24 protein-coding genes are annotated in these 26,558 nt (G+C 69.6%); 18 read left to right on the plus strand and 6 right to left on the minus strand.

Annotated features, from left to right (window positions below):
- The first annotated feature begins 132 nt into the window (after nt 1–132).
- From QFZ29_RS05405 to rbfA, 8 genes are all read left to right on the plus strand, one after another.
- Nucleotides 133–1,779 carry an NCS1 family nucleobase:cation symporter-1 gene (locus tag QFZ29_RS05405; protein WP_306893198.1) on the plus strand — a complete coding sequence of 549 codons (1,647 nt, stop codon included), beginning with the start codon at nt 133–135 and terminating at the stop codon, nt 1,777–1,779.
- A gap of 2 nt (nt 1,780–1,781) precedes the next feature.
- On the plus strand, nt 1,782–2,492 hold the full coding sequence (locus QFZ29_RS05410; protein WP_306893199.1) for an aspartate/glutamate racemase family protein: 711 nt from the start codon (nt 1,782–1,784) through the stop codon (nt 2,490–2,492).
- A 32-nt stretch (nt 2,493–2,524) separates the two neighbouring features.
- Complete coding sequence (locus QFZ29_RS05415; RefSeq protein ID WP_306893200.1) at nt 2,525–4,288, plus strand: proline--tRNA ligase; 1,764 nt, start codon at nt 2,525–2,527, stop codon at nt 4,286–4,288.
- Between the two features lie 145 nt (nt 4,289–4,433).
- On the plus strand, nt 4,434–6,458 hold the full coding sequence (locus QFZ29_RS05420; RefSeq protein ID WP_306896614.1) for a PhoX family protein: 2,025 nt from the start codon (nt 4,434–4,436) through the stop codon (nt 6,456–6,458).
- A gap of 186 nt (nt 6,459–6,644) precedes the next feature.
- A complete protein-coding gene (nusA, locus tag QFZ29_RS05425; protein ID WP_306893201.1) occupies nt 6,645–7,643 on the plus strand; it encodes a transcription termination factor NusA in 999 nt (332 codons plus the stop codon).
- Nucleotides 7,644–7,687: 44 nt separating this feature from the next.
- On the plus strand, nt 7,688–7,933 hold the full coding sequence (locus QFZ29_RS05430; RefSeq protein WP_129520911.1) for a YlxR family protein: 246 nt from the start codon (nt 7,688–7,690) through the stop codon (nt 7,931–7,933).
- Between the two features lie 85 nt (nt 7,934–8,018).
- Nucleotides 8,019–10,805: a translation initiation factor IF-2 gene (gene infB, locus QFZ29_RS05435; RefSeq protein ID WP_306893202.1), complete on the plus strand. Its 2,787-nt coding sequence runs from the start codon at nt 8,019–8,021 to the stop codon at nt 10,803–10,805.
- A 125-nt stretch (nt 10,806–10,930) separates the two neighbouring features.
- Nucleotides 10,931–11,458 (plus strand): 30S ribosome-binding factor RbfA, encoded by a 528-nt coding sequence (gene rbfA / locus QFZ29_RS05440; RefSeq protein WP_129521338.1) that lies wholly within the window; start codon nt 10,931–10,933, stop codon nt 11,456–11,458.
- A 7-nt stretch (nt 11,459–11,465) separates the two neighbouring features.
- Here rbfA and QFZ29_RS05445 read toward each other — a convergent pair whose 3' ends face one another.
- A complete protein-coding gene (locus tag QFZ29_RS05445; RefSeq protein WP_306893203.1) occupies nt 11,466–12,404 on the minus strand; it encodes a LysR family transcriptional regulator in 939 nt (312 codons plus the stop codon).
- 93 nt (nt 12,405–12,497) lie between these two features.
- On the opposite strand from QFZ29_RS05445, the gene QFZ29_RS05450 reads away from it, so the two are divergent.
- Complete coding sequence (locus QFZ29_RS05450; RefSeq protein ID WP_306893204.1) at nt 12,498–13,874, plus strand: MFS transporter; 1,377 nt, start codon at nt 12,498–12,500, stop codon at nt 13,872–13,874.
- A gap of 57 nt (nt 13,875–13,931) precedes the next feature.
- On the opposite strand, the gene QFZ29_RS05455 is transcribed toward QFZ29_RS05450, so the two are convergent.
- Nucleotides 13,932–14,822: an A/G-specific adenine glycosylase gene (locus QFZ29_RS05455; protein WP_306893205.1), complete on the minus strand. Its 891-nt coding sequence runs from the start codon at nt 14,820–14,822 to the stop codon at nt 13,932–13,934.
- A 49-nt stretch (nt 14,823–14,871) separates the two neighbouring features.
- On the opposite strand from QFZ29_RS05455, the gene QFZ29_RS05460 reads away from it, so the two are divergent.
- Together QFZ29_RS05460 and QFZ29_RS05465 are read left to right on the plus strand one after the other, a co-directional pair.
- Nucleotides 14,872–15,474, plus strand: coding sequence for a hypothetical protein (locus QFZ29_RS05460; RefSeq protein WP_306893206.1), 603 nt, complete (start codon nt 14,872–14,874; stop codon nt 15,472–15,474).
- A gap of 299 nt (nt 15,475–15,773) precedes the next feature.
- Nucleotides 15,774–17,675, plus strand: coding sequence for a hypothetical protein (locus QFZ29_RS05465; RefSeq protein ID WP_306893207.1), 1,902 nt, complete (start codon nt 15,774–15,776; stop codon nt 17,673–17,675).
- 67 nt (nt 17,676–17,742) lie between these two features.
- Here QFZ29_RS05465 and QFZ29_RS05470 read toward each other — a convergent pair whose 3' ends face one another.
- Nucleotides 17,743–18,735, minus strand: a complete 993-nt coding sequence (locus QFZ29_RS05470; protein ID WP_306893208.1) for a ketopantoate reductase family protein — start codon at nt 18,733–18,735, stop codon at nt 17,743–17,745.
- Nucleotides 18,736–18,774: 39 nt separating this feature from the next.
- Here QFZ29_RS05470 and truB point away from each other — a divergent pair, with 39 nt between their 5' ends.
- From truB to QFZ29_RS05490, 4 genes are read left to right on the plus strand one after another with little or no spacing between them, the layout of a single operon-like run.
- On the plus strand, nt 18,775–19,746 hold the full coding sequence (gene truB / locus QFZ29_RS05475) for a tRNA pseudouridine(55) synthase TruB (RefSeq protein WP_306896615.1): 972 nt from the start codon (nt 18,775–18,777) through the stop codon (nt 19,744–19,746).
- Complete coding sequence (locus tag QFZ29_RS05480; RefSeq protein ID WP_306893209.1) at nt 19,743–20,111, plus strand: hypothetical protein; 369 nt, start codon at nt 19,743–19,745, stop codon at nt 20,109–20,111. The genes truB and QFZ29_RS05480 overlap by 4 nt, the downstream gene beginning before the upstream one ends.
- A gap of 25 nt (nt 20,112–20,136) precedes the next feature.
- On the plus strand, nt 20,137–20,583 hold the full coding sequence (locus tag QFZ29_RS05485) for a hypothetical protein (protein ID WP_306893210.1): 447 nt from the start codon (nt 20,137–20,139) through the stop codon (nt 20,581–20,583).
- Complete coding sequence (locus QFZ29_RS05490) at nt 20,580–21,512, plus strand: bifunctional riboflavin kinase/FAD synthetase (protein ID WP_306893211.1); 933 nt, start codon at nt 20,580–20,582, stop codon at nt 21,510–21,512. The genes QFZ29_RS05485 and QFZ29_RS05490 overlap by 4 nt, the downstream gene beginning before the upstream one ends.
- 43 nt (nt 21,513–21,555) lie before the next feature.
- Here QFZ29_RS05490 and QFZ29_RS05495 read toward each other — a convergent pair whose 3' ends face one another.
- Nucleotides 21,556–22,251: a hypothetical protein gene (locus QFZ29_RS05495; protein WP_306893212.1), complete on the minus strand. Its 696-nt coding sequence runs from the start codon at nt 22,249–22,251 to the stop codon at nt 21,556–21,558.
- Nucleotides 22,252–22,274: 23 nt separating this feature from the next.
- On the opposite strand from QFZ29_RS05495, the gene QFZ29_RS05500 reads away from it, so the two are divergent.
- Entirely contained in the window at nt 22,275–23,489 is a 1,215-nt protein-coding gene (locus QFZ29_RS05500; RefSeq protein WP_306893213.1) for an MFS transporter, read from the plus strand.
- A gap of 8 nt (nt 23,490–23,497) precedes the next feature.
- Here the strand turns inward: QFZ29_RS05500 and QFZ29_RS05505 are convergent, their stop codons facing one another.
- Together QFZ29_RS05505 and QFZ29_RS05510 are read right to left on the minus strand one after the other, a co-directional pair.
- Entirely contained in the window at nt 23,498–23,767 is a 270-nt protein-coding gene (locus QFZ29_RS05505) for an ROK family protein (protein WP_306896618.1), read from the minus strand.
- Between the two features lie 43 nt (nt 23,768–23,810).
- Nucleotides 23,811–24,431, minus strand: a complete 621-nt coding sequence (locus QFZ29_RS05510) for an ROK family protein (RefSeq protein WP_306893214.1) — start codon at nt 24,429–24,431, stop codon at nt 23,811–23,813.
- 119 nt (nt 24,432–24,550) lie between these two features.
- Here QFZ29_RS05510 and QFZ29_RS05515 point away from each other — a divergent pair, with 119 nt between their 5' ends.
- Entirely contained in the window at nt 24,551–25,495 is a 945-nt protein-coding gene (locus QFZ29_RS05515; protein WP_306893215.1) for a sugar-binding transcriptional regulator, read from the plus strand.
- Nucleotides 25,496–25,544: 49 nt separating this feature from the next.
- Nucleotides 25,545–26,552: a deoxyribose-phosphate aldolase gene (gene deoC / locus QFZ29_RS05520; RefSeq protein WP_306893216.1), complete on the plus strand. Its 1,008-nt coding sequence runs from the start codon at nt 25,545–25,547 to the stop codon at nt 26,550–26,552.
- Nucleotides 26,553–26,558 lie beyond the last annotated feature (6 nt).

Genomic DNA, 26,558 nt, shown 5'->3' on the forward strand with positions numbered 1-26,558 from the left:
CGGCGAAACCAGAAGTGAAGTGAATGCTGAACTTCTTCTTCACAAGGCTGTTACACGGCGGAAACCTCGCACTGGACGTGAATCTATAACTTCATTCACATCCCCCATCCGGCACTCGAAAGGCTTCCGCTCATGACCGAACAACTCGAGGGTGCGCCCGTCGCACCCGTGTCAGCCGCGCCGGCTCCGCCGACCGGGCCGTACGACGTCGTCGAGGCCGCGGGCATGCCCGTCGGATCGGGCCTCGTGAAGCCCGGGTACGACCACCGCCTCGCCAACGAGGACCTCGCTCCGCTCCGGAAGCAGAAGTGGACCTCCTACAACATCTTCGCGTTCTGGATGTCGGACGTGCACTCGGTCGGCGGGTACATCACGGCCGGCAGCCTCTTCGCACTCGGCATCGCGAGCTGGCAGGTGCTGCTCGCGCTCGTCATCGGCATCGTCATCGTGCAGGTGTTCGCCAACCTCGTCGCGAAGCCGAGCCAGAAGACGGGCGTGCCCTATCCGGTCATCAACCGTGCGATCTTCGGCGTCAAGGGCGCGAACATCCCCGCCATCATCCGCGGCCTCATCGCGATCGCGTGGTACGGCGTGCAGACCTACCTCGCGGCCGCGTCGCTGAACATCGTCTTCCTGAAGTTCATCCCGGGCAGCGCGGCGCTGCTCGAGTCGAGCTTCCTCGGGCTCTCGACCCTCGGCTGGATCTCCTACGCGATCCTGTGGGTCGCGCAGGCCGCGCTCTTCTGGAACGGCATGGAGACGATCCGTCACTTCATCGACTGGGCCGGGCCGGCGGTCTACGTCGTGATGATCGTCCTCGCGATCTACCTCGTCTCGGAGGCGGGCTGGGAGAACATCAGCCTCGACCTCTCGGCGGGCGCGCCGCTCGAGTTCTGGGCATCGATCCCCGTCATGCTCACCGCCATCGCGATCGTCGTGTCGTACTTCTCTGGCCCGATGCTGAACTTCGGCGACTTCGCGCGTTACGGCAAGTCGTTCGAGGCGGTCAAGCGCGGCAACTTCCTCGGCCTGCCGATCAACTTCCTGTTCTTCTCGCTGCTCACCGTGATCACCGCGTCGGCGACCGTGCCCGTGTTCGGCGAGCTCATCACCGACCCCATCCACACGGTCGAGCGCATCGACACGCCGTTCGCGATCCTCCTCGGCGGACTGACGTTCGTCATCGCCACGGTCGGCATCAACATCGTCGCGAACTTCATCTCGCCCGCGTTCGACTTCTCGAACGTGGCGCCGCACCGGATCAGCTGGCGGATGGGCGGCATGATCGCGGCGGTGGGCTCGGTGATCCTCCTGCCGTGGAACTGGTACAACAACGCCGACGCCATCCACTACACCCTCGGCGTGCTCGGTGCGATGATCGGCCCGCTGTTCGGCATCCTGATCGCCGGCTACTACGTCGCGGCGCGCCAGCGCGTGCTCGTCGACGACATGTTCACGATGTCGGAGCAGGGCAAGTACTGGTACACGAAGGGATACAACACGAACGCGGTCAACGCGCTGCTCCTCGCGGGCGTCCCGACCATCGCGCTCGGAGTGCTGCCGAAGCTCATCGCCGACCTGGGCGGGTTCGACATCTCGTGGATCGGCAACTTCACGTGGTTCATCGGCTGCGGCCTCGGCTACGTGATCTTCGTGATCCTCGAGCGGCGCAACCCCCGCGTGCCGAACCTCGCCGACCTGAGTGAGGGCGTCTCGGACGGCACGGTCGACGTGGCCGGCGGCACCATCGACGTGGCATCCGTCACCGCGGTGAAGTAGCGATGCGCGTCACCCTCATCAACCCGAACACCTCCCGGGCGATGACCGACAAGATCGGCCGGTCCGCCCGGGAGGTCGCGGGGCCGGGAGTGGAGATCGCGGCGGTCTGCCCGGAGTTCGGGCCCGCCGCGATCGAGAGCCACACCGACGAGGTCGCCGCCGCGGCGGCGGTGCTGCGGGAGGTCGAGGCGGGTCAGGCGGCCGGCGTCGACGCGTTCGTCATCGCGTGCTTCGGCGACCCGGGCCTCGACGCAGCACGCGAACTCGCGACCGGCCCCGTGGTCGGCATCGCGGAGGCCGCGATGCACGTCGCGACGCTGGCGGGTCGCACCTTCAGCATCGTCACGACGCTCTCCCGCACGCTCGGCCGAGCGCACGACCTCGTGCGCCGCTACGGGTTCACGGAGGCCTGCGTCTCGAGCTACGCGACCGGCATCCCGGTGCTCGACCTCGAGGATTCCACGGCCGAGGCGTTCGAGACGATCGCAGCCGTGTGCGAGCGAGCGGTGCGAGCGGATGCCGCGGACTCCATCGTGCTCGGCTGCGCCGGCATGACCGACCTCTGCGCGGCGCTCTCGGAGCGCGTCGGCGTGCCGGTGATCGACGGTGTCGCGGCATCCGTCGGTCTCGTCACCGGCATGGTGCGCATGGGGGTCGGCACGAGCAAGCGCGACGAGTACGCGCTTCCGTTCGCTCGGGCAGCCGTGCTGTGAAGTGCCGTCGAGCGCGCAACTAGAATCGTCGGGTGCCCACACGCCTGACGAACTATTTCCTCCGCACGCTCCGCGAAGACCCGGCCGAGGCCGAGGTCACGAGTCACCGGCTGCTCGTGCGCGCCGGCTACATCCGGCGCCAGGCGCCGGGCGTGTTCGCGTGGCTGCCGTTGGGGCTGAAGGTCAAGGCGAAGATCGAGGCGATCATCCGTGAAGAGATGACGAATGCCGGTGCTCACGAGGTGCATTTCCCGGCGCTGCTGCCTCGCGAGCCCTACGAGGCCTCCGGCCGGTGGGAGACCTATGGAGACGGCATCTTCCGTCTCCATGATCGCAAGGGTGCCGACTACCTGCTTGCCCCCACGCACGAAGAGGTCTTCACGCTGCTCGTGAAGGACCTCTACAACTCGTACAAGGACCTCCCGCTCGCGATCTACCAGATCCAGGACAAGTATCGCGACGAGGCGCGCCCCCGCGCCGGTCTCCTGCGCGGTCGCGAGTTCACGATGAAGGATGCGTACTCCTTCGACGTCTCGGACGAGGGGCTCGACGCGAGCTACCAGGCGCAGCGCGACGCCTACGAGCGCATCTTCACGCGTCTCGGGCTCGAGTACGTCATCGTGAACGCCGACAACGGGCTCATGGGCGGCGCGCGGAGCGAGGAGTTCTTGCACCCGACGCCCATCGGTGAAGACACATTCGTGCGCTCGGCAGGCGGATACGCCGCGAACGTCGAGGCGTTCGAGACCGTGGTGCCGCACTCCGTTCCCTTCGACGGTCTGCCCGCACCGGTCGTGCTCGATTCGCCGAACACACCGACCATCGCGACGCTCGTCGACCTCGCGAACGCCGAGTACCCGCGCCCAGACGGGCGCCCTTGGACCGCGGCCGACACGCTGAAGAACGTCGTGCTCGCCGTGGCACATCCCGACGGTACCCGCGAGGTCGTCGTCATCGGCCTGCCAGGCGACCGTGATGTCGAGATGAAGCGCGTCGAGGTTGCGTTCGCGCCGGGCGAGGTCGGGCCCGCGACCGAGGCGGATTTCGCGAAGCACCCCGGCCTCGTGAAGGGCTACATCGGACCCTGGTCGGCCGATGGCGTCGTGCTCGGCGCGGAGTCGGCCACCGGCATCCGCTATCTCGTCGACCCTCGCGTCGTCGATGGCACCGAATGGATCACCGGGGCCAACGTCGACGAGCAGCACGTGTTCGGGCTCGTCGCCGGTCGTGACTTCGTGGCCGACGGCACGGTCGAGGCGTCGAACGTCCGACCGGGCGACCTCGCGCCCGATGGCTCCGGACCGGTCGAGCTCGCCCGGGGTATGGAGATCGGCCACGTCTTCCAACTCGGTCGCTTCTTCGCCGATGTGCTCGGCCTCAAGGTGCTCGACGAGAACGGCAAGCTCGTCACCGTCACCATGGGCTCCTACGGCATCGGCGTGACTCGGATCCTCGCGATCATCGCCGAGGACAACAACGACGGCAAGGGCCTCATCTGGCCGGCCTCGGTCGCCCCGTTCGACGTGCACGTGCTCGCCGCAGGCAAGGATGCGGCGGTGTTCGACGCGGCTGAGACGGTCGTGGCCAACCTCGAGGCATCCGGATACGACGTGCTCTACGACGATCGACCGAAGGTCTCGCCCGGCGTGAAGTTCGGCGACGCCGAGCTCATCGGCATCCCGAAGATCGTGATCGCGGGGCGCGGTGTCGTCGACGGCATCGTCGAGGTGTGGGATCGCGCCACGGGTGAGCGCACGCAGGTGCCCATCGACGAGGTCGTCACCGCGCTCGCCTGACGAGGGCGACCGTTCGCGTCGCGTTCACCCCGCGTTCACGCCTCATCATGAGTCGCGACGGATTCCCCGAGCACTGTGCAGGTGGAACCCCGACCACGAGCGTGAGGACCGATCCGTGACGATCACCGACATCCAGTTGTTTCCCATGGCCGACCACGTGCGAGGCAAGCGCTCGCCCGTGACCTGCCACTTCAAGTGCGGGAACGCCTGCCTCGGCCCAGAGTGCAACACGTCCGCCAATCCGCACTTCCGTGACATCGCCTCGGCCGCGCTGACACGGCGGGCCGTGCTCGGCCTCGGTGCAGCGGGCGCCTTCGGCATCGCACTCGCCGCCGCGGTCCCGGGCGGCTCGGCGGTCGCGGTGCCCGGGGTCGGAGCATCCGGCGGCCAGGGCGGCCTGGCGTTCGACGCGATCGCCCCGGTGCCGAAAATCGTCGACGACTTCAACGTTCCGGCCGGATACACCTGGGCGCCCATCATCCGATGGGGCGACCCGCTCTTCTCGAGCGTGCCGGCCCTCGACTTCCAGAACCAGACGCCCGAGGCGCAGGCCGGCCAGTTCGGCTACAACTGCGACTACATCGACATCATCGCCGACAAGAGCGGCCGCACCGCCGTGCTCGCGAGCAACCACGAGTACGTGAACCCGGGCATCATGTTCCCGCCTTCTGAGGACGCCGCAGAGCTGGACCGCCGTGCCGCGGTCTACAAGGCCGCCCACGGCTTCTCGGTCGTCGAACTCCGCCGCAGCAAGATCGGGCAGCCGTGGCGCTACCTCGTCGACGGTGGCCGCAACCGCCGCATCACCGCCGACACCGTGTTCGAGGCGACCGGCCCCGCTGCGGGAAGCGACCTCCTGAAGACCGCAGAGGACCCCGAAGGCCGGTGGATCAAGGGAACGCTCGGCAACTGCGCCGGCGGCACGACGCCCTGGGGCACGGTGCTCTCGGGCGAGGAGAACTTCGACGGCTACTTCGTCTGGGCGGCCGACACGGCCGGCCAGAAGCGCTACCGCGCGACGCCGTCGACGAAGTCGACCTACACGTTCGAGCGGATCGACCCCCGCTTCAACGCCCACGACGCCGGCTTCGTGAACGAGCCCAACCGCTTCGGCTGGATCGTCGAGATCGACCCGCAGGACCCGACGTCGACGCCGCGCAAGCACACCGCGATGGGCCGGTTCAAGCACGAGGGCGCCAACGTGATCATCGCCGAAGACGGCCGTGCGGTCGCGTACATGGGGGACGACCAGACGAACGACTACCTCTACAAGTTCGTCTCGAAGGGCACGTTCGACCCCCGCCACACCCCGGTCGCGCGCCGGAACAACCTCGGACTGCTCAGCGAGGGCGACCTCTACGTCGCGAAGTTCACGGGCAACTCGCCCGTCGCTGAGATCAACGGCACGGGAACCCTCCCGTCGGACGGCCGGTTCGACGGCTCCGGCGAGTGGATCCCGCTCACGCAGAACGGCGAGAGCGTCATCCCCGGCATGACGACCGAGGAGGTGCTCGTCTTCGCCCGCCTCGCGGCGGACACCGTCGGCGCGACGAAGATGGACCGCCCCGAAGACGTCGAGCCCAACCCGAAGACCGGCAAGGTCTATCTCGCGCTCACGAACAACTCGGCGCGCACGCTCGCGACGGTCGACGAGGCGAATCCCATCACGGGCAACCGCAACGGCCACGTCATCGAGATGACGGAGACGGCAGGGCAGTCCGGCACCACGTTCGGCTGGAGCATCCTCCTCCTGTGCGGCAACCCGGCGGTCGACACGAACACCTACTTCGCGGGCTTCCCGAAGGAGCTCGTCTCCCCGGTCTCCTGCCCCGACAACGTCGCGTTCGACTCCGACGGCAACCTCTGGATCTCGACCGACGGCGCTCCGAGCAAGATCGGCTTCAACGACGGCCTGTTCAAGGTGCCGCTCGAGGGACCCGACCGCGGCCGCGTGCAGCAGTTCCTCTCCGTTCCGCGCGACGGCGAGACCTGTGGCCCGGTCATCCATGACAAGGAGGGCATGGTCTTCGTCGCCGTCCAGCACCCGGGAGAGGAGGGCACGGTCGCCGCACCGAACTCCTACTTCCCCGACTACGTGCCGACGCATCGCCCCGAGACCGGCCTCGTGGCCGCCCCGCGCCCGTCGGTCGTGCAGGTCTGGCGCGGCTGAGCGCGAGCGACAAGCTGTGGCGGATGCCGCGGCGACCCAACCCGGGCGCCGCGGCATCCGTCATTCGGCGCTGCAGCCGGTCGCCGGCCCTCGGACGTGGATGACGGGCCCTGCGACATCCGGTACCGTAGAGACGTGTCCGCTCCGAGGGGAAGCGGCGAAAGAGCTGAATAGAGGAGGCCGGCAATGGATATCGACCTCAGCGTGCTTCGCATGATGGAGCGCGAGAAGGAAATCCCGTTCGACGAACTGGTTGAGATCATCGAACAGGCGATCCTGATGGCCTACCTGAAGCACACGAATCCCGGCCAGCACGGCCACGCGAACCCCAACGGCGCCCGTGCACACATCGACCGCAAGACGGGTCACGTCTCGGTGTACGTTCCCGAGCACGACGAAGAGGGCAACGTCATCGGCGAGGCTGAAGACAGCCCCAGCGACTTCGGTCGCATCGCCGCGTTCGCTGCGAAGCAGGTCATCAACCAGCGCCTGCGCGATCTCGCCGACGACGCCGTGCTCGGCGAGTTCCGCGGCCGCGAGGGCGACATCGTCGCCGGCATCATCCAGCAGGGTCCCAATCCCCGCATGGTGCACATCGACCTCGGCACCGTCGAGGCGATCCTCCCGCCCGAGGAGCAGGTGCCCGGCGAGGAGTACCCGCACGGTCAGCGCATCCGCGTCTACGTGACGAGCGTGTCGAAGGGCCACAAGGGCCCGTCGATCACCGTGTCGCGCACGCACCCCGCTCTCGTGCGCAAGCTGTTCGCGCTCGAGGTTCCCGAGATCGCCTCCGGCGTCGTCGAGATCGTCTCGCTCGCACGCGAGGCGGGCCACCGCACGAAGATCGCGGTGCGTGCGAACCAGCCCGGCGTCAACGCGAAGGGCGCTGCGATCGGCGAGCTCGGCCAGCGCGTGCGAGCGGTCACGGCAGAGCTCGGCAACGAGAAGATCGACATCGTCGACTACTCCGACGACCTGGCGACGTTCGTCGCGAGTGCGCTGTCGCCGGCGAAGGTCACCCGCGCGTTCGTCATCGACGAGTCGATGCGAGCCGTCCGTGCGCTCGTGCCCGACTACCAGCTCTCGCTCGCGATCGGCAAGGAGGGCCAGAACGCCCGTCTCGCCGCGAAGCTCACCGGTGCGAAGATCGACATCCAGCCGGACTCGATCCTCGAGTCGAACTGACGCGGCCCGCCGTCGTCGGCGGGCGCACAGCGCAGAGGTGTAGGATGGAACCCGTCAGAACGTGCATCGGATGCCGTTCGCGCTCCCCGCGGTCCTCCCTGTTGAGGGTCGTCGTCCAAGATTCCCACGTCGTCGCAGATGCTTCGGCCGTGCTTCCGGGCAGGGGTGCGTGGCTGCATCCGACACTCGAGTGCTACCACCTCGCCGTGCGGCGACGCGCCTTCGGGCGTGCGCTCCGCATGACCGGCGAAGTGGACACCAGCAATGTAGAGAACAGGCTGAACGGCTAATGGACAACTCATGAGCGGCTCGAAATGAGACCCGTCCGTCATTGATGGTCCCCCTGTTTCGGGGCGGACCCGGAACAGGAGAGAAGTGGCTGCCAAACCACGCGTACACGAGATCGCAAGCGAACTCGGTGTCGATAGCAAGATCGCCCTTGAGAAGCTCAAGGAGATGGGCGAGTACGTCAAGGGACCGTCGTCCTCGATCGAACCTCCCGTCGCGCGCCGCCTGAAGGCTGCGCTCGAAGGAGCCGGCAAGGCCGGCACCCCCGCGAAGGCGGCACCGGCACCGGCGCCCGCCCCTGCGGTCAAGCCCGGTCCGAAGCCGGCACCCAAGCCCGCGCCCGAAGAGGTCGTCGAGGCCCCGGTCGTCGACGTCCCCATGACGGTGGCGGAGCGCCAGGCGCAGGCCGAGCAGAAGGCCGCGCAAGCGGCAGCCGAGAAGGCCTCCGAGACGCCGGCAGCACCTGCCGCGCCTGAGGCCCCTGAAGCCTCCGATGCCGTGAAGCCGGCGACCCCGAAGCCTGCGGGCGTGGTTCCGCGTCCGGCACCGCGTCCTGCATCCGCGCGTCCCGGCAACAATCCGTTCTCGAGCTCGCAGGGCATGGGCTCGCGCCCGGCACAGCCCCGACCGGGCAACAACCCGTTCTCGAGCTCGCAGGGCATGGGCCAGCGCCCGAGCCCCAGCCCCGGCAACATCCCGCGTCCGCAGGCTCCGCGTCCCGGTTCGCCGCGACCCGGCGCTCCGCGTCCGGCAGGTGCAGGCGGCCGCCCCGGCGGCGGCGGCGGATTCCAGCGTCCGGGCGGTGCAGGCGCAGGCGCCGGTGCCGGCGCACGTCCCGGCGGTGCCGGTGGCGGCTTCCAGCGCCCCGGTGGCGGCACGGGCTTCGGTCCTCCGCGTCCCGCAGGCGGAGGCGGCGGTCGTGGTCGCGGCCCCGGCGGCGGCACGGCCGGTGCATTCGGTCGCGGTGGCGGCAAGAGCAAGGCTCGCAAGTCGAAGCGTACGAAGCGGCAAGAGTTCGAGATGCGGGAGGCCCCGTCGCTCGGCGGCGTGAGCGTTCCCCGCGGCGATGGCAACACCGTCATCCGACTCCGTCGTGGCGCGTCGATCTCCGACTTCGCCGACAAGATCGACGCGAACCCCGGTTCACTCGTCACGGTGCTGTTCCACCTCGGTGAGATGGCGACGGCGACCGAGTCGCTCGACGAGGCCACCTTCCAGGTGCTCGGTGAAGAGCTCGGCTACAAGATTCAAGTCGTCTCGCCCGAAGACGAAGACCGCGAACTCCTCGAGGGCTTCGACATCGACCTCGACCAAGAGCTCGAAGACGAGACCGACGAAGAGCTCGAGCAGCGGCCCCCCGTGGTCACCGTCATGGGTCACGTCGATCACGGTAAGACCCGACTCCTCGACGCCATTCGCAATGCGAACGTCGTCGCGGGCGAGGCCGGCGGCATCACCCAGCACATCGGTGCCTACCAGGTGCGCACCGAGCACGAGAGCCGCGAGCGTGCGATCACCTTCATCGACACCCCGGGCCACGAGGCGTTCACCGCCATGCGCGCCCGCGGTGCGCAGGTGACCGACATCGCGATCCTCGTGGTCGCGGCCGACGACGGCATCATGCCGCAGACGGTCGAGGCCCTGAACCACGCACAGTCGGCCAACGTGCCGATCGTCGTCGCGGTGAACAAGATCGACAAGCCCGACGCCAACCCCGGCAAGGTGCGCCAGCAGCTCACCGAGTTCGGCCTCGTGGCCGAGGAGTACGGCGGCGACGTCATGTTCGTCGACGTGTCGGCTCGCGAGAACATCGGCATCCAAGACCTGCTCGACGCGGTGCTCCTCACCGCCGACGCCGGTCTCGACCTGCGCGCGAACCCCAACAAGGATGCGCGAGGCGTCGCCATCGAGGCGAAGCTCGACAAGGGCCGCGGTGCGGTTGCGACCGTGCTCATCCAGTCGGGAACGCTGCGCGTCGGCGACGCGATCGTCGCGGGCACGGCCTATGGCCGAGTGCGTGCGATGGCCGACGAGAACGGCGACGCCGTGCTCGAGGCCACGCCGGCACGCCCCGTGCAGGTGCAGGGCCTCTCGAGTGTCCCGCGCGCCGGTGACACCTTCCTCGTGACGGAAGACGACCGCACTGCGCGCCAGATCGCTGAGAAGCGTGAAGCCGCCCAGCGCAACGCCCAGCTCGCGAAGGCACGCAAGCGCATCTCGCTCGAGGACTTCACTCGTGCGCTCGAAGAGGGCAAGGTCGAGGCGCTCAACCTCATCATCAAGGGTGACGTTTCGGGTGCCGTCGAGGCGCTCGAGGAGTCCCTCATGAAGATCGAGGTCGACGACTCGGTGCAGCTGCGCATCCTCCACCGCGGTGTCGGTGCCGTCACCGAGAGCGACATCGACCTGGCGACGATCGACAACGCGATCGTCATCGGGTTCAACGTGCGCCCCGACGTGAAGGCGCGCGAGCGCGCCGCCCGTGAGGGCGTCGACGTGCGCTTCTACTCGGTCATCTACAACGCCATCGACGACATCGAGAACTCGCTGAAGGGCATGCTGAAGCCCGAGTTCGAAGAGGTGCAGTCGGGTGTCGCCGAGATCCGCGAGGTGTTCCGCTCCTCGAAGTTCGGCAACATCGCCGGTGTCATCGTGCGGTCGGGAACGATCACGCGAAACGCCAAGGCACGCGTCATCCGCGACGGCGTCGTGGTCGGCGACAGCCTGGCGATCGAGTCGCTGCGTCGCTTCAAAGACGACGTCACCGAGGTGCGTACGGACTTCGAAGCCGGTATCGGCCTCGGCAAGTTCAACGACATCCAGGTCGGCGACGAGATCGAGACCATCGAGATGCGGGAGAAGCCCCGCGTGTAGCTCGTGGATGGGGTCCCTGATTCTTCACTCCGGTGAAGAGCGGGGGCCCCTACCCCGATTCACCGGAGTGAAGAATCAGGGACCCCAAGGACGCGACATCCCTGGGGCGAGGAAGGGCTAGGAACATGGCGGATCCGGCACGGGCCAGGAAAATGGCCGATCGCATCAAGGAGATCGTTGCGAAGCGACTCGACAAGGGCCTGCGCGACCCCCGCCTCGGGTTCGTGACGATCACCGACGTTCGCGTCACGGGCGACCTGCAGCACGCGAGCATCTTCTACACGGTCTACGGCTCGGAAGCCGAGCGCAAGGACTCGGCGCGCGCACTGACGGCCGCGACCGGGATGCTGCGCAGCGAGGTTGGTCGCAACATCACGGCGCGCCTCACGCCGTCGCTCGAGTTCATCCCCGACGCGATCCCCGAGAACGCCGAGCACATCGAGTCGTTGCTCCGCGAGGCGCGCACGCGCGACGCCGAGGTCACGGTGCTCGCGAGCAATGCCGAGTTCGCAGGCGAACCCGACCCCTACGTCAAGCCGCGCGATCTCGACGATGACGACGACTTCGACGACGAGGCCCTCGAAGACCTCGAGGGTTCTGAAGACGACGGCGAAGACCTCGGCGACCACGCCGAGCTCGGCGGGCCCCGCTGACCGCGCTTCAGTGACGACGGCCGTTGCCGAGGAGCTCCTCGGAGACGGCGGCGATCCGCGCGTGGAGGGCACCGATGAACGCCAGCACTGTCGGCTGGCGGAGCGCCTCTGGACGGCAGACGAGCCAGTAGGGGAGCCGCTCGTCGATCTCGTCGGTGAACAGCCGCACGAGGTCGTCGTGCTGATCGGCGAGGAACGCCGGCAGGAGGCCGAATCCCGCACCCGCGCGAGTCGCGTCGACGTGCACGTAGACGTTCGTGCTCGACACCGCATCGAGCATGCCGAGAGTCGAACGTCGCGCCTCGTCGAGGGCGTCGACCTGCAGCATCGACTCGATGAAGTACACGAGCGGGGCGCCGTTCAGTTCGTCGAGCGACCGGGGGATGCCGCGGCGCTCGAGGAACTCGCGGCTCGCGTAGAGCCCGAGCGCGTAGTCCGCGAGGTGGATCGCCTCGGCGCGGTGCACGTGCGGGCGGCCCACGACGACCTCGAGATCGACGCCCACGCGCTGCTGGGCGGCTCTGCGCGTTGCCGCGACGATCTCGAGCGAGACATCCGGATGGGCGCGGCGCACCTCGACGATCGCCGGCGACGCGATGAAGCCGCTGAAGCCGTCGGTGGCGGAGAGCCGCACGACGCCGGAGAGGCTCGGCGCGTCAGGCGAGAGCGAGCCGAGCGCGCGCTCGACGCCCTCGGCCGCGGAGACCGCATGCTCGCCGAGGGGGGTGAGCACCCAGCCCGCCACGCCTCGAGCGAGCACGCGGCCGCCGAGCGCGGCCTCGAGGGCGCCGATGCGCCGTGCGATGGTCGTGTGATTGAGGCCGAGCTCGGCGCCAGCCGTCGTGAAGCGACCTGCGCGGGCGACGGCGAGCAGCACGAGCAGGTCGTCGGGACTCGCCGGGGGACCGTGTTGGGTGAGTGCTGGCACTTCTGCATACTTGCACATTCCACGTGCGACTTTCGTCATTGGATGTGCGGATCGATGCAGCCATACTCAGGCGATGACGCGAATGCGTCGATCTATGCAAAGGAGCATCGGATGACCCAGACCCGTGTCGGCGAGGCGCAGACGCCCGCCGCGCCGCCCTCAGGACTCAGGCGAGTCGTCACCGCCTCGATGGCGGGCACCGTCGTCGAGTGGTACGAGTTCTTCCTCTACGCCTCGGCGGCCACGCTCGTCTTCGGCACCGCGTTCTTCCCGCCGTCCGACGATCCGCTGAGCGGGATCATCGCCGCCTTCCTCACGTACGCCGTCGGTTTCATCGCACGCCCGCTCGGCGGCATCGTCTTCGGCCACTTCGGCGACAAGTACGGTCGCAAGCGCCTGCTGCAGTTCAGCATCATCCTCGTGGGTGTCGCGACGTTCCTCATGGGCTGCCTGCCGACCTACGCGCAGATCGGCGTCGCCGCGCCCGCGCTCCTCGTGTTCCTGCGGTTCCTGCAGGGCTTCGCCATCGGCGGCGAATGGGGCGGGGCGGTACTGCTCGTCGCCGAGCACAGCCCGGCGCGGTCGCGCGGATTCTGGGCGAGCTGGCCGCAGGCCGCGGTGCCCGTCGGCAACCTGCTCGCGACCCTCGTGCTCTTCGTGCTCTCGGCGACGCTCACGCAGGAGGCCTTCCTCGGCTGGGGCTGGCGCGTCGCCTTCTGGCTCTCGGCCGTCATCGTGCTGATCGGCTGGTACATCCGGACGAAGATCACGGATGCGCCCATCTTCCTCGAGATGCAAGCCGAACGTGAAGCCGCGAAGGCCGTGTCGTACGGCGTCTTCGAGGTGCTTCGCCGCTATCCGAGGGGCGTCATCACGGCGATGGGCCTGCGAGTGGGCGAGAACATCCTCTACTACGTCGTCGTGACGTTCTCGATCGTCTACCTGACGCAAGTGGTGAAGGAGGGCACGACGAACACCCTGCTGCTGCTCGTCGGCGCGCACTTCGTGCACTTCATCGTGATCCCGGTCTTCGGGCGGCTCGCCGACCGCGTCGGTCGACGGCCGGTCTATGCGGCGGGCGCAGCCCTCGGTGCGACGTGGGCGTTCTTCGCCTTCCCGCTCATGAGCACGGCACAGCCGGTGATCATCTGGGCGGCGATCTCGATCGGCCTCGTCTTCCACGCCGCGATGTACGCGGGCCAGCCGGCGATCATGGCCGAGATGTTCCCGACCAGGATGCGCTACTCCGGCGTCTCACTCGGCTACCAGGTCACGTCGATCTTCGCCGGCTCGCTCGCGCCGATCATCGCGACGACGCTGCTGTCGCAGTTCGGTTCGAGTGTGCCCGTCGCCGTCTACGTGCTCATCGCGTGCGCCATCACCCTCGTCGCGGTCGCCGCGGCCCGGGAGACACGCGGGCTCGACCTGCGCGATGTCGACGCATCCGACCGGGAACGCATGGCCGCGCTTCAGTCGAACGCCTCCTGAGGCGGCGGATGCCCCGGCCACACGGCCGGGGCATCTGCGCGCGGCTCGTGCGCGAGCTCACGACTGGGGCAGACCGAATGCGTCGTCGCCGTCGGGGACCGCGAGCCCGTCGGCGAGGAGTCCGGCGATCGCACGATCGAGCTGCGCGGCATCCGTCCAAGTGTGCTCGAGCTCGGCGCGCGACACCGGTCGGTGCGCTGCTCGCAGCTCGCGCATCACGAGGCCACGCACCTGGCGGTCTGAGCCCTCGAACCGTGCCTGCACGGCTTTGCGGGTGCCCGTGTAGGCCGGGTATCCGGCGGCGCGCCACGCGCATTGCGCATTGATGGGGCACTCGTCGCACCGTGGCGTTCGCGCCGTGCACACGGTGGCGCCGAGTTCCATCGTCGCCGCGTTGAACACACGGGCCTCACCTGCCTCCGCCGGCAACAGCGCCCCCATCGCCGCGAGGTCGCGCGCGATCGAAGGGGGAGCGGCCTCCGCCTGACCGGCGATGGCACGCGCGATCACCCGCCTGGTGTTGGTGTCGACGACCGGATGCCGCAGGCCGAAGGCGAACGCGGCGACGGCGCGAGCCGTGTAGGGGCCGACGCCCTGCAACGCGAGCAGTGCGTCGAGGTCGTGCGGAACCTCGCCGCCATGCCGCTCGACGATCTCGGCGGCTGCGCGATGCAGCCACAGCGCACGCCGCGGATAGCCGAGTCGGTCCCATGCCCGCACTGCCTCGGCGGGCGGCTCGGCGGCGAGGTTCGCGGGCGTGGGCCAGCGGGCGATCCACGCCTCCCAGCGGGGGATCACCCTGGCGACCTGGGTCTGCTGCAGCATGAACTCGCTCACGAGCACCGCCCACGGCGACACGTCGGCTGCACGCCACGGCAGCGGCCGCGCGGCATCCGCGAACCAGTCGTGAAGGGTGCCGGCGATCGAGGTGGCGGTCTCGCTCGGCATGCTCTCCAGCCTATGCCGAGCGCGGATGTCGCGAGGATAGGCTCGGCTCATGCGCCTCGTCACCACGCCTCGCGTCACGTTCCTCCGGGCGCTGGCCGACGAGATCCTCCAGCACCACGGGCGCGGTCGAGTGATCGTGGCGATCGACGGCCCGCTGCACAGCGGCAAGACCGCGTTCGGCGACGACCTCGCAGCCGTGTTCGCGGAACGCGAGCACGCCGCGTTCCGCGCGAGCATGGAGGGCTTCCACCGCTCGCGCGCCGCTCAAGCCGCGTTCGGCGATGACACGCCCGCCCGGTACTACGCCCACGGCTTCGACGAGTCGGCGCTGCGCCGGGTGCTCGTCGAGCCGTTCCGCCTCGGCGGTTCAACGGCCTTCGTGACGCGCGTGCACGATCCCGCTCGCGACGCGTGGGTGGAGCCGAAGTGGCTGACGGGCCCTCATGACGCGATCCTCGTGCTCGACGGCAGGTTCGTGCTGCGCGAGCGGTTGGCGGGGCTCTGGGACTTCCGCATCACCCTCGACGGCGAACCCGTAGACCCCGCCGATGTGCTCGCGTATGCGGAGAGCGACCCCCGACTCGTCGCGTCGGCCGTCGTCGATGTCCATGATCCCGAGCACCCGCGGCGACGCTTCCTCGACCGCCGCTGAACGTGGGGGACGGATTTTTTCCCGAAGTCCACGAAAAGGGGGACAGCGGGACGTTTGGCACGCCATACTGGTGAGAACGCCAGCCTCCGGCTCGGCGAACCCGCACCATCGAGTCACCCGAGTTCTCTCGGTCGCGCATGCTCCACGCGCGACCACTGTCGCATCCCAGGTGCGACGCGCCCTGCGGCGCGTCGTCACGCCATGGTGCGCCGTGCCGCTGAGGCGCGTCGCACCGAACGGATGTGCTCGTGCGCTCACCAGCGGTTCGTCGACCGGATCGACCTATGGAGTACATCCGAATGAGCACGCCCCGCGCCGCTTCGGCGCCCGCTGCCCCCGGTGACCTCGGTGCGCGACCGCGCCCGGGTTCCCGTTTCTTCCGCCGCTTCGCTGCGGCGCTGACCACGATCGTGCTCGGCACCGGTCTCGCCGTGGCCGGTGTGGCCGCGCCGGCCAGCGCGCACCACAACACGATCACCGCCGACGCCGTGTGCGCGACCGACGGGAAGACGGCCGACATCACGTGGTCGGTCACGAACTCCGAGAACCGCACGGAGACGATCACCGCGTCGTCGCTCGAGAAGGTGGTGCCCGAGGGCACGAAGATCAGCGAGAAGGCGACCTCGACGTTCGTCCAGAAGAACGCGAAGGTCGGCATTGCTCAGACGCTGACACTCTGGGCCGAGTGGTCGAACGGCCAGACGAAGAACGACTCCTTCTCGTACACCCCGTCTAGCGACCTGTGCGGCGGTGGAGGCGGAGGCGACAAGGTCTGCGACCCGCTCGACACCGGGCACCTCAAGGCGGACAACGCCGTGTCGTACCCGATCACGGCGCCCGAAGGCAAGCTCATCGCCGAAGTCTGCGTCAAGGCCGGCTCGACGAAGCAGGGCAACGGCCCCGAGTACACGACGCTTCCGACGCCCTCCGCAACGACGACCATCGCCCACTCGAGCGGTAAGCAGATCAGCCACTACTCGGTGCGATACGTCAACGCGCCCAAGGTGATCGAGGTGGTCGGTGCGCCCTCCTACTCCGACACCTGCGGCCCCGACAACGAGAAGGTCGAGCTTCCCGCGGAAACCGACACCGTCGACTGGGAGCAGGTCGAGGCCGACGGCAAGTGGGTCGTTACGGCGACGGCCAAGTCGGGTTACGTCTTCCCCGACGAGGCGAAGACCTCCTGGGAGTTCCCGATCGATGACGTCCCGTGCGTGATCCTGGTCGAGGGTGCGCCCTCCTTCACGGACACCTGCGGTCCCGACAACGAGAAGGTGGAGCTTCCCGCGGACACCGACACGATCGCCTGGACCAAGGCGGAGGTCGACGGCACGTGGATCGTCACTGCGACGGCACAGGACGGCTCGGTCTTCCCCGAGGGCGCCTCGGTCTCGTGGAGCTTCACGATCAACGACGCCCCCTGCCTGATCGAGCTCGTCGGCACGCCCACCTTCGAGGACAGCTGCGGTCCCGACAACGAGAAGCTCGACCTTCCCGCGGACACCGACACGATCGCCTGGACCAAGGCGGAGGTCGACGGCACGTGGATCGTCACGGCGACGGCCGACTCGGGCTTCACGTTCCCCGAGGGCACCACGATCGAATGGGAGTACCTGCTCGACGATCAGGAGTGCGCCGAGCCGAGCCTCGCCGGCTCGACGATGACGGGCGTCTGCCGGGCGGATGCCCCGTGGATCGTCTTCGACATCGTGCTCGCCGACCCCGACGGCCAGGCCAGTAGCGGCGATGCCTCGCTCGTCTTCTCCGACGGTGAGCACATCGAGACCATCGGGCTCGGCGAGCTCGACGAGAGCGGCGCTCTCGAGGGCGAGGTGCTCTGGCCCGGCGCATCCGTCGCCGATGACGGCGTGACCCCGATCGGATGGCCCGGCTGGGAGCAGGTCGATGGCGAATGGGTCGAGACCGAGGGCAACTTCGCATGGACGCGCGACGTCACGAGCGTGCTGCTCGTTGTGAACCCCGATCTCGAGGTCGCGATCACGTATCCCGTTGCCACACCCGATTGCGTGGCGGCACCGCCGCGCGACGTCGTCGCAAGTGGCGCGGTCAGCGCGCCGTCCGGCACGGGGCTCGCGAGCACCGGGTTCGCCGGAACGACGATCGCGATCGTGGCAGGAGTGATCGTCATGGCCGGCATCGCGCTGCTCGTGATCACGCGCGTCCGACGCGCACGTCGCTGAGCCCAGTCCGCGCACTGAAGGGGTCCGGTTCGCCGGGCCCCTTCGGCGTCGGCGGGTCGCACTCGTCTCAGCGGGGGGCGAGCTCGAGCACCCGATTGACGGGCATCACCCCGTGTTGCTCGACCTCGTGCACGAGCGCGGTGAGCGCACGGTTCACCGGGGCATCCATGCCGGCGACGGATGCCTCGCGCACGACGGCCCCGTTCAGGAAGTCGATCTCGGTGGGCTGCCCGCGCCGAGTGCTCTGCTGCGTCGAGCCGAGATTCGGCACATCGCCCATCCGCACGCGCATGAGCCACGGCAGCACTTGCCCGATTGCGAGCGGGAGGCGGGCGAAGAGGCGCAGACGCCGGTCGCCGAGTCCCTGCACCGCACCGAATCGCACGCCGCGGGCGATTCCGACCCGCACGGTCTCGCGCATCGACGCGGTGACCACGCGGCGGAGCCGACGATCATCGACGACCTCCTGCACGCTCCGCCCGACGATCGCGGGCACCGCGTTCAGCATGTTGACGACGAGCTTCGACCACTGGGCACCGCGGAAGCCGCCGATCGCGACGACCGGTACGGCGTCGGAGAGGATCCCGGCGATGCGAGCGCACTCGGCGTCGGGCGGACCGTCGCCGCGGCCGAGGTAGCTCGTCGCTCGAGTGGTCACCCGCACCACCCCGGGCTCCGTGTAGTTCGCGGCGATGATCGAGAGCACCCCCATGCACGAGGAACGGGGGAGGAGCCGTTCGGCGATGGCGACGCCGTCGAGCCCGTTCTGCACGACCACGACGGGCGCGCCGTCGATGACGGCCGCGTTCGCCGAGATGGCGGCCTCGGCATCCTGCGCCTTCGTGCACACGAGCACGAGGTCGGGACGCGTGCCGAGCACTTCGCCGGCGTCGACTCGCGCGTGGGCGGTTCCGAATCCGCCGGTCAGCCGGATCCCGTCGGCCAGGATCGCGGTGAGGCCAGAGCCGCGAGCCGTCACCTCGACGTCGTGCCCTGCGCGGGCGAGCAGTGCCGCGAATGTCCCGCCGAGCGCACCTGCGCCGATGATGCCGATCCTCACCGACCCAGCGTAGGCCGCGCGGCGTGGCCGACTGTTAGCCTGTACCGCGTGAACAGCGGCATCCTCCTCGTCGACAAGCCGCAGGGAATCACGAGCCACGACGTCGTCTCGCGCATGCGCCGCCTCGCCGGCACTCGCAAGATCGGTCACGCGGGCACGCTCGATCCGATGGCCACCGGCCTGCTCGTGCTCGGGGTGAACAGCGCGACGCGCCTCCTGCACTATCTCGTCGGGCTCGACAAGGAATACCTCGCGACGATCCGGCTCGGGTGGGACACCACGACCGACGACGCCGAGGGCGAGCCGCTCGTCGCGGCATCCGCCGACGCGGTCGCCGCCGCCACCGATGCGGCGATCGGTCACGGCATCGAGGCGCTCACGGGTGCGATAGACCAGGTCCCGAGCGCCGTGAGCGCGATCAAGGTTGACGGCAAGCGCGCCTACCAGCGCGTTCGCGACGGCGAGGTCGTCGAGTTGTCGCCGCGGCGAGTGACGGTCTCGGCGTTCGAGGCGGTCGGTCGGCGCGACGGTGACGGCTTCATCGACCTCGACGTGCGGGTGGAGTGCTCCTCGGGCACCTACGTGCGCGCCCTCGCTCGCGATCTCGGTGCCGCGCTCGGCACGGGCGGCCACCTCACGGGCCTCCGCCGAACGCGCGTCGGCCGGTTCGGCGTCGACGAAGCCGGCGCGCTCGAGGGCTTCGACGTCGGCCGGCACCTCATGAGCCCGGCGGATGCCGCACGGCGGGCACTGCCCGTCATCGACGTCACCGAGGCGCAGGCCGTCGACCTCCGGCACGGCAAGCGCATCGAGGCGCCGCCGATCGCCTCCTCCGGCGCGATCCCGACCGACCCCGTGTCATCCGCCGGCGATGATCAAGAAGCTGCGATCGCCGCGATCGCCGCGATCGCCGCCATCGCCCCGGGCGACCGGCTCATCGCGATCGTCGAGCGCCGCGGCACCCAGCTCAAGGTCGTCACGGGATTCCCTCCCGAGGAGGTCGGGGAGTGATCGAGTGGTTCACGTGGGGGCAGGTCGGCGTGGCGGTCGCCGCGGGCCTGCTCTGCCTCGCGCTCGGCTTCGCGGGCCGGGTGCCGAACGACCTCGCGCTCGGCGCCCTCGCGCTCGTGGAGCTGTTGCTCCTCGCACAACTGGTCGTGGCGATCGCCGCGCCCGCCTTCGGCAACCACGCGACCGGCAGCGTCCTCGAGTTCTACACCTACCTCGTCGGCGCCCTGTTGCTGCCGCCGGCTGCCGCCTTCTGGGCGCTCCTCGAGCGCAACCGCTGGAGCACGGTGGTGCTCGGCGTCGCCGCGCTCGCCGTCGCCGTGATGGTGTATCGCATGTTCCAGATCTGGACCGTGCAGCAGGCGTGAGCGCGTCTGAGAGAATCGAATCGACATGACTGACGTGCGGAATGCCCGGCCCGACTCCGATCGCGGGCGGCGGATGAGCGGCATCGGGCGCGTGCTCGTGGCCGTCTACGGTGTGCTCGCACTCGCCGCGGTCGGCCGCTCGTTCGTCCAGATCGCCTCGAAGTTCGACGAGGCGCCTCTCGCCTATTCGCTCTCCGCGCTCGCCGCGGTCGTCTACGTGCTGGCGACGATCGCGCTCGTACGTCCGCGCCTCGGCTGGTACCGGGTGGCGTGGGCCACGATCGCGTTCGAGTTCACGGGCGTGGTCGTCGTCGGCACCCTGAGCGTCGTCTTCCCCGAGCTCTTCCCGCACGACACGGTCTGGTCGTGGTTCGGGCGAGGGTACCTGTTCATCCCGCTCGTGCTCCCGCTGCTCGGCATGTGGTGGCTCGCACTGCACCGCCCAGCTCGAGGCGAGGCGGATGCCGCGTGAAGACGTTCAAGGGCGTCGACGGGGTCCCCGTCGGCTTCGGCCCCTCCGCGGTCACGATCGGCAAGTTCGACGGCGTGCATCAGGGCCATCGTGCGGTCATCGGCAGGCTCCGCTCGATCGCCGATGCCGATGGCGTGAAGGCGGTCGTCGTCACGTTCGATCGCAACCCGCTCGCCCTCCTGGCACCTGAGAAGTGCCCGGAGGCGCTCGTCAGCGTGCGGCAGAAGCTCGAGCTCCTCGCGACCACGGGCGTCGACGCGACCGTGCTGCTCGCCTTCGACCGTGCGCTCGCCGCGGTGCCGGCCGAGGAGTTCGTCGAGCGCGTGCTCGTCAACGCGCTGCACGCCACGTCGGTGCTCGTCGGCAGCGACTTCCGCTATGGCGCGCGTGGCGCCGGCGACGTGCGCCTGCTCGCCGAGCTCGGCGAGCGGTTCGGGTTCACCGTCGAGGTCGTCGACGACGTGCGGCCCGAGGGGGAGCGGCGCGTCTCGTCGACCTGGATCCGAGAGCTCCTCGCCGAAGGCGACGTGCGGCATGCCGCCGAGCTGCTCGGTCACACGCCCACGGTGTCCGGAATGGTCGTGCACGGCGCGGCGCGCGGCCGCGAACTCGGATTCCCCACGGCGAACCTCACGCCCGAGTCCGAGGGGCTCATCCCCGCCGACGGCGTGTACGCCGGCTGGCTCACCGACGCTGGCACCCGCTATCCCGCAGCGATCTCGGTCGGCAACAATCCCACGTTCGAGGGCGTCCCGAAGAAGCAGGTCGAGGCCTATGTGCTCGACCGTGAGATCGACCTCTACGACCACGTCGTCGACGTGGAGTTCGTCGACCGCATCCGCGGCATGGTCGCGTTCACCAACATCGACGACCTCATCGACCGCATCCGTGACGACGTCGAGCGCGTCCGCGTCATCCTCGACCCCTGACTGGACGACGAGCCGTCGCCTCAGGGGGCAGGAGCCGTCGCCGTCAGAGGGAAGGACTGCGACCGTCAGCGGATGCCGGGAAGTCGCCGTCGTGAGGCGGGCGGGGTGCCGTGAGGCCGATGCCGGTCAGGAACCGCAGGAGCTCGTCGGCGGTGCCCACGAGCGGCGCTCCGTGGCCGATGCTCCACGCGGCATCCGTGGCATGCAGGCTATGGCCCGAGATGACGGCGCGGATCGCGGTGGGCGCTGCGGCGGCGCGGCGGAGGGCGACGGCGCCCGATGCGAGTGGTGGGACCGGCACGGCCACCCCCAGCGCACGGCCGATGAGGAGCGCGGCGACCACGGCGTCGTCGAGCTCGACGATGCGGGTCGGCTGCGGTCGCGTGGTGATGACGGCAGCGCGAGCCTCGAGAGCCGCAGCGGCATCCGCACACCCCTTCGGAGCATCGTCGGCGATCACGGCCGCCCCGTCGTCGACGGCGAGCGCCCGTCGTGCCGTGGCGAGCGCGCGGCGCGCAGGCGACCGGTCGAATCCGGCGACGAGCTCGGCGACGACGTGCGCGACCGTACGACCCTCACGCTCGGTTGCCCGGTTCCACGCGGCGTCGTCGGCCGCGCGGAGTGCGGTCGCGAGCCCGCGGAGCACGACCGCGGTGGGTGCGCGGCGGTCGCTCGTGACGCCGCGCTCGTCAGCCCCGGAGTGCTGGCTGAGCGGCAGGTACCTGGCGAAGTCGGCCACCCTTCCAGCCTAGACTCGACGTGATGGAAGCGACCCCGCCCCGAGCATTGTGGGCCGGTCGAACCCTCGCGCTCGTCGGCATCGTGCTCGTCGCGTTCAACCTGCGCACGGCCGTGGCATCGCTCTCGCCGATCCTCGGCCAGGTCGAGGCGGAGATCCCGTTGAACCCGGCGATCGTCGGCTTCCTCGGCATGCTGCCGCCCATCTGCTACGCCGTGTTCGGCATCCTCACGCCGATGGTCGCGAAGCGATTCGGGCTCGAGGTCACCCTCGTCTGGTCACTCCTCGCGCTCTCCGCAGGCCTCCTCGGGCGGGGGTTCTCCGGCTCGGCGCTCACCCTCGTCGCGACGAGCACGCTGACGTTCGCGGCGATGGGCGTCGCCAACGTGCTGCTGCCGCCGCTCGTGAAGCGCTACTTCCCCGATCGCATCGGCCTGCTGACCACTGTCTACGTCACCGCGATGTCGGTGAGCGCCTTCATCCCGCCCCTCATCGCCGTGCCGATCGCCGAGGCCGCGGGGTGGCGAGTCTCCCTCGGCGAGTGGGGCCTGATCGCCGCGATCTCGCTCGTGCCGTGGATCGCGTTGCTCGTGCATCCGCGCCGGCAGGCTCCGGCGGCGCTGCTCGAGGAGGCCGACCGCGGCATGCTGCGGCATGCGGTTCGATCGCCGCTCGCCTGGTCGCTCGCCCTCGTGTTCGCGGCCGCGGGCTTCAACGCCTATGCGGCGTTCGCGTGGCTGCCGTCGATGCTGCACGACATCGCGGGCGTGGCACCCGCCGAGGCCGGGGCGCTGCTCTCCCTCTACGCGGCCATGGGGCTGCCCGCCGGGCTCATCGTGCCCGTGCTCGCCGCGCGCTACGGCAAGGTGCAGCTGCTCATCGTGATCGCCATCGTCGCATTCGTGGCCGGCTACCTCGGCCTCCTGCTCGTGCCCGGCTGGGCGACGTGGTTGTGGGTCGCCCTCATCGGCGCGGGCCCGCTCCTCTTCCCGCTCGCGCTCGTGCTCATCAACCTGCGGACTCGCACCCATTCGGGTTCCGTGGCCCTGTCGGGGTTCGTGCAATCGGTCGGCTACCTGATCGTCGCGGCCGGTCCCCTCGTGGTCGGCTTGCTGCACGATGCCACGGGCGGATGGTTCTGGCCGCTCGTGCTGCTCCTCGGTTCCGCGCTCCCGGCGGCGATCGCGGGCGCCGTGGTCGTGCGGCCTCGCTTCTTCGAAGACGAACGCGCGCGCTGAGGCCGGCCTCAGGCGAGTAGCTCGGGGCGGTGCACGAGGGCGGCGGCGCCGATCAGCGGACCTTCGTCGGAGAGCCCCGAGGGCACGACGGCAACGCGCGAGACGAACGGGAACGCCGTGCGTTCGGTGAGCGCCTCACGTGCGTGCTCGAAGAGCGCGGGGGAGACCCGCGAGAACCCGCCGCCGATCGCGACGACATCGAGGTCGAGCAGGTTGGTGGCCGAGGCGATCGCGTGCCCTATGGCCCCACCCGCGCGGGCGACTGCGGCGATCGCGATGGGGTCTCCCGCGGCGTGCGCCTCGGCGAGTGCTTCGCCCGTCTCAACCGGTGAATCCCTGCGTTCTGGCCCACGCGACCGTGCGGGGGCCCGACGCGACGGCTTCGAGGCATCCGCGTCCGCCGCACGCGCAGGCGTCGTCGAACCCGCCGACCTCGACGTGGCCGATGTGCCCGCCGTTGCCCGTGGGGTTGGGCGCAGCGCGTCCGCCGAGCACGAGGCCGCCGCCGACGCCCGTCGAGACGATCATGCCGAGCAGGTTCGTCGCGCCGCGACCCGCGCCGACCCAGTGCTCCGCGAGCGCGATGCAGAGTCCGTCGATGCGAAGGGTGACGGGGTCGTCGGGCACGAGGGCGGCGACGGATGCCGCGAGCGGGTGATCGCGCCAGGCGGGCACGTTGAGGGGCGAGACCGATCCGGTGGCCACGTCGATCGGCCCGGCGGCGCCGACGCCCACGCCGAGGAGCGGGGCGCCTGCCGGCAGGTCCGCGCGTGCGGCGAGGACGACCTCGCTCACGGCAGCGTCGAGCTCGTCGCTCGAGGCGGCGTTGCCGGTGGCGCGGCGATGCCGGGAACCGGGCAGCAGGATGCCGCGATCATCGACGAGCGCGGCCTCGACCTTGGTGCCGCCGAAGTCGACGGCGAGCGCGAGCGGGCGTGGCATGGCACCAGCTTAGGCGCGCGACATCCGCTCGCCGGATGCTCATGTGAGCAGGATCACCCGCGAGTGTTGCCGATGCGCGTCGCCCTGCCTACGCTGGAGAGGATGCGGAAGGAGGCCTGATGGACGAGATCGACGAGTTGCTCTCGATCCGCGCGGCCGAGCTCTATTACGAAGAGAACAAGACCCAAGACGAGATCGGCCAGGCCCTGCGCCTCACCCGATGGAAGGTCGGTCGTCTCCTCGCGCAAGCGAAGCAGCGCGGGTTCATCCGCATCGAGATCCTGCATCCGCGAGCCCGCCGGTTGCCCATCGAGCGCCGTCTTCGCGACGAGCGTGGTCTGGCCGACGCGATCGTCGTCTCCTCGGCGGGTGTCGGCTCGTCCGAAGAGCTGCAGGCGCGCACCGCGCAAGCGGCGGCCGACTACCTCACGGCCATGCGGCCGGTGCCGCGCACCCTCGGCGTGAGCTGGGGCCGCACCCTCTTCGAGATCTCGCAGCAGTTGCGCAACGGCTGGGCCGTCGGCGTGAACGTCGTGCAGATCAACGGCGGGGTGAGCCTCAATCGCCGGCCCGGCACCGCGGCGGCGACCGCCGTGGGCATCGCCCAGAAGGGCGGCGGCAGTGCGACCCTGCTGCCGAGTCCCGCCATCCTCGAGCGGCTCGCCACGAAAGAGGCGATCGAGGCCGACCGTGTCGTTGCCGGGGTCATCGAGCTCGCGCGCTCCGCCGATGTCTTCCTCTTCAGCGCCGGCGCCGCCGACCGCACCTCGGTGCACGTCGAGAGCGGCTACCTCGCTGAGGCCGATGTCGACGAGCTCGTGCGCAAGGGCGCCGTCGGCGACGTCGTCGGCCGCTACATCGACTCCGACGGCAACATCGTCGATCCGGCACTCGACGCGCGCACGGTCGGGCTCACGCTCGACGAATTGCGGCGCGCGCCGATCGGCATCGCCGTGATCTCGGGTCCCGCCAAGCACGCCGTGGCCGACGCCGTCGTGCGCAGCCGCCTCTGCTCGGTGCTCGTCACCGACGAGGCCACCGCCCTCCACCTCCTCGACGGCTGATTCCGCGGCACGTCCGCGACCAGCACTCACTGAACGGCAGGTCATCACCATGTCAGGCACTTCCATCGTCTCCGCCCGCGAGCGCGCGCTCGCCGTGCTCGGCGGCGAACCCGACGACGCCACGCTCCGTCGCTACCTGCACGGCATCCCCGGCGTCGACGCGGTCGGACTCGAGCAGCGCGCGGCCGGCCTCGGCACCCGTTCGATCAAGACGACCTCGAAGCGCTGGGCGCTCGACCGCATCATCTCGCTCATCGACCTCACGACCCTCGAAGGCGCAGACACGCCCGGCAAGGTGCGATCGCTCGTCGCGAAGGCGATGACCCCCGACCCCGCCGACCCGACGTCGCCGCGCGTCGCCGCGGTCTGCGTCTACGGCGACATGGTGCCGTTCGCCGTCGATGCGCTCGGCGCGGCGCACGGCGACCCCGACGACGGGCTCGTGTCGGTCGCCGCCGTCGCCACGGCGTTCCCGAGCGGCCGTGCGTCGCTCGCGATCAAGCTCGCTGACACGGCCGACGCCGTTGCCGCCGGCGCCGACGAGATCGACATGGTGATCGATCGCGGCGCGTTCCTCGCCGGCAGGTACGGCGAGGTGTTCGACCAGATCGTGCAGGTGAAAGCGGCATGCCGCAGGCCCGACGGCAGTGCCGCGAGCCTCAAGGTCATCCTCGAGACGGGCGAGCTGAACACGTACGACAACGTGCGGCGCGCCTCGTGGCTCTCGATCCTCGCCGGCGGCGACTTCATCAAGACGTCGACGGGCAAGGTGTCGCCCGCAGCCACACTCCCGGTCACGCTGCTCATGCTCGAGGTCGTGCGCGACTGGCACCTGGCCACCGGCCAGCGCATCGGCGTGAAGCCCGCGGGCGGCATCCGCTCATCGAAAGACGCCATCAAGTACCTCGTCACCGTGGCCGAGACCGTCGGTGAGGAGTGGCTCCGGCCGCACTTGTTCCGCTTCGGCGCGTCGAGCCTCCTGAACGACGTGCTGCTGCAGCGCCAGAAGCTCGCGACCGGTCATTACTCCGGCGCAGACTACGTGACGATCGACTGAGTTGGA

Source organism: Agromyces albus, assembly GCF_030815405.1.
Classification (GTDB): Bacteria; Actinomycetota; Actinomycetes; order Actinomycetales; family Microbacteriaceae; genus Agromyces; species Agromyces albus_A.

Bases quoted from the DNA above. Each gene is read 5' to 3' on its own strand.
- QFZ29_RS05405 (WP_306893198.1), top strand. From the start codon at position 133: ATGACCGAACAACTCGAGGGTGCGCCCGTCGCACCCGTGTCAGCCGCG.
- QFZ29_RS05410 (WP_306893199.1), top strand. From the start codon at position 1,782: ATGCGCGTCACCCTCATCAACCCGAACACCTCCCGGGCGATGACCGAC.
- QFZ29_RS05420 (WP_306896614.1), top strand. From the start codon at position 4,434: ATGGCCGACCACGTGCGAGGCAAGCGCTCGCCCGTGACCTGCCACTTC.
- nusA (WP_306893201.1), top strand. From the start codon at position 6,645: ATGGATATCGACCTCAGCGTGCTTCGCATGATGGAGCGCGAGAAGGAA.
- QFZ29_RS05430 (WP_129520911.1), top strand. From the start codon at position 7,688: ATGGAACCCGTCAGAACGTGCATCGGATGCCGTTCGCGCTCCCCGCGG.
- rbfA (WP_129521338.1), top strand. From the start codon at position 10,931: ATGGCGGATCCGGCACGGGCCAGGAAAATGGCCGATCGCATCAAGGAG.
- QFZ29_RS05445 (WP_306893203.1), bottom strand. From the start codon at position 12,404: ATGTGCAAGTATGCAGAAGTGCCAGCACTCACCCAACACGGTCCCCCG.
- QFZ29_RS05450 (WP_306893204.1), top strand. From the start codon at position 12,498: ATGACCCAGACCCGTGTCGGCGAGGCGCAGACGCCCGCCGCGCCGCCC.
- QFZ29_RS05455 (WP_306893205.1), bottom strand. From the start codon at position 14,822: ATGCCGAGCGAGACCGCCACCTCGATCGCCGGCACCCTTCACGACTGG.
- QFZ29_RS05460 (WP_306893206.1), top strand. From the start codon at position 14,872: ATGCGCCTCGTCACCACGCCTCGCGTCACGTTCCTCCGGGCGCTGGCC.
- QFZ29_RS05465 (WP_306893207.1), top strand. From the start codon at position 15,774: ATGAGCACGCCCCGCGCCGCTTCGGCGCCCGCTGCCCCCGGTGACCTC.
- QFZ29_RS05485 (WP_306893210.1), top strand. From the start codon at position 20,137: ATGACTGACGTGCGGAATGCCCGGCCCGACTCCGATCGCGGGCGGCGG.
- QFZ29_RS05500 (WP_306893213.1), top strand. From the start codon at position 22,275: ATGGAAGCGACCCCGCCCCGAGCATTGTGGGCCGGTCGAACCCTCGCG.
- QFZ29_RS05510 (WP_306893214.1), bottom strand. From the start codon at position 24,431: ATGCCACGCCCGCTCGCGCTCGCCGTCGACTTCGGCGGCACCAAGGTC.
- QFZ29_RS05515 (WP_306893215.1), top strand. From the start codon at position 24,551: ATGGACGAGATCGACGAGTTGCTCTCGATCCGCGCGGCCGAGCTCTAT.
- deoC (WP_306893216.1), top strand. From the start codon at position 25,545: ATGTCAGGCACTTCCATCGTCTCCGCCCGCGAGCGCGCGCTCGCCGTG.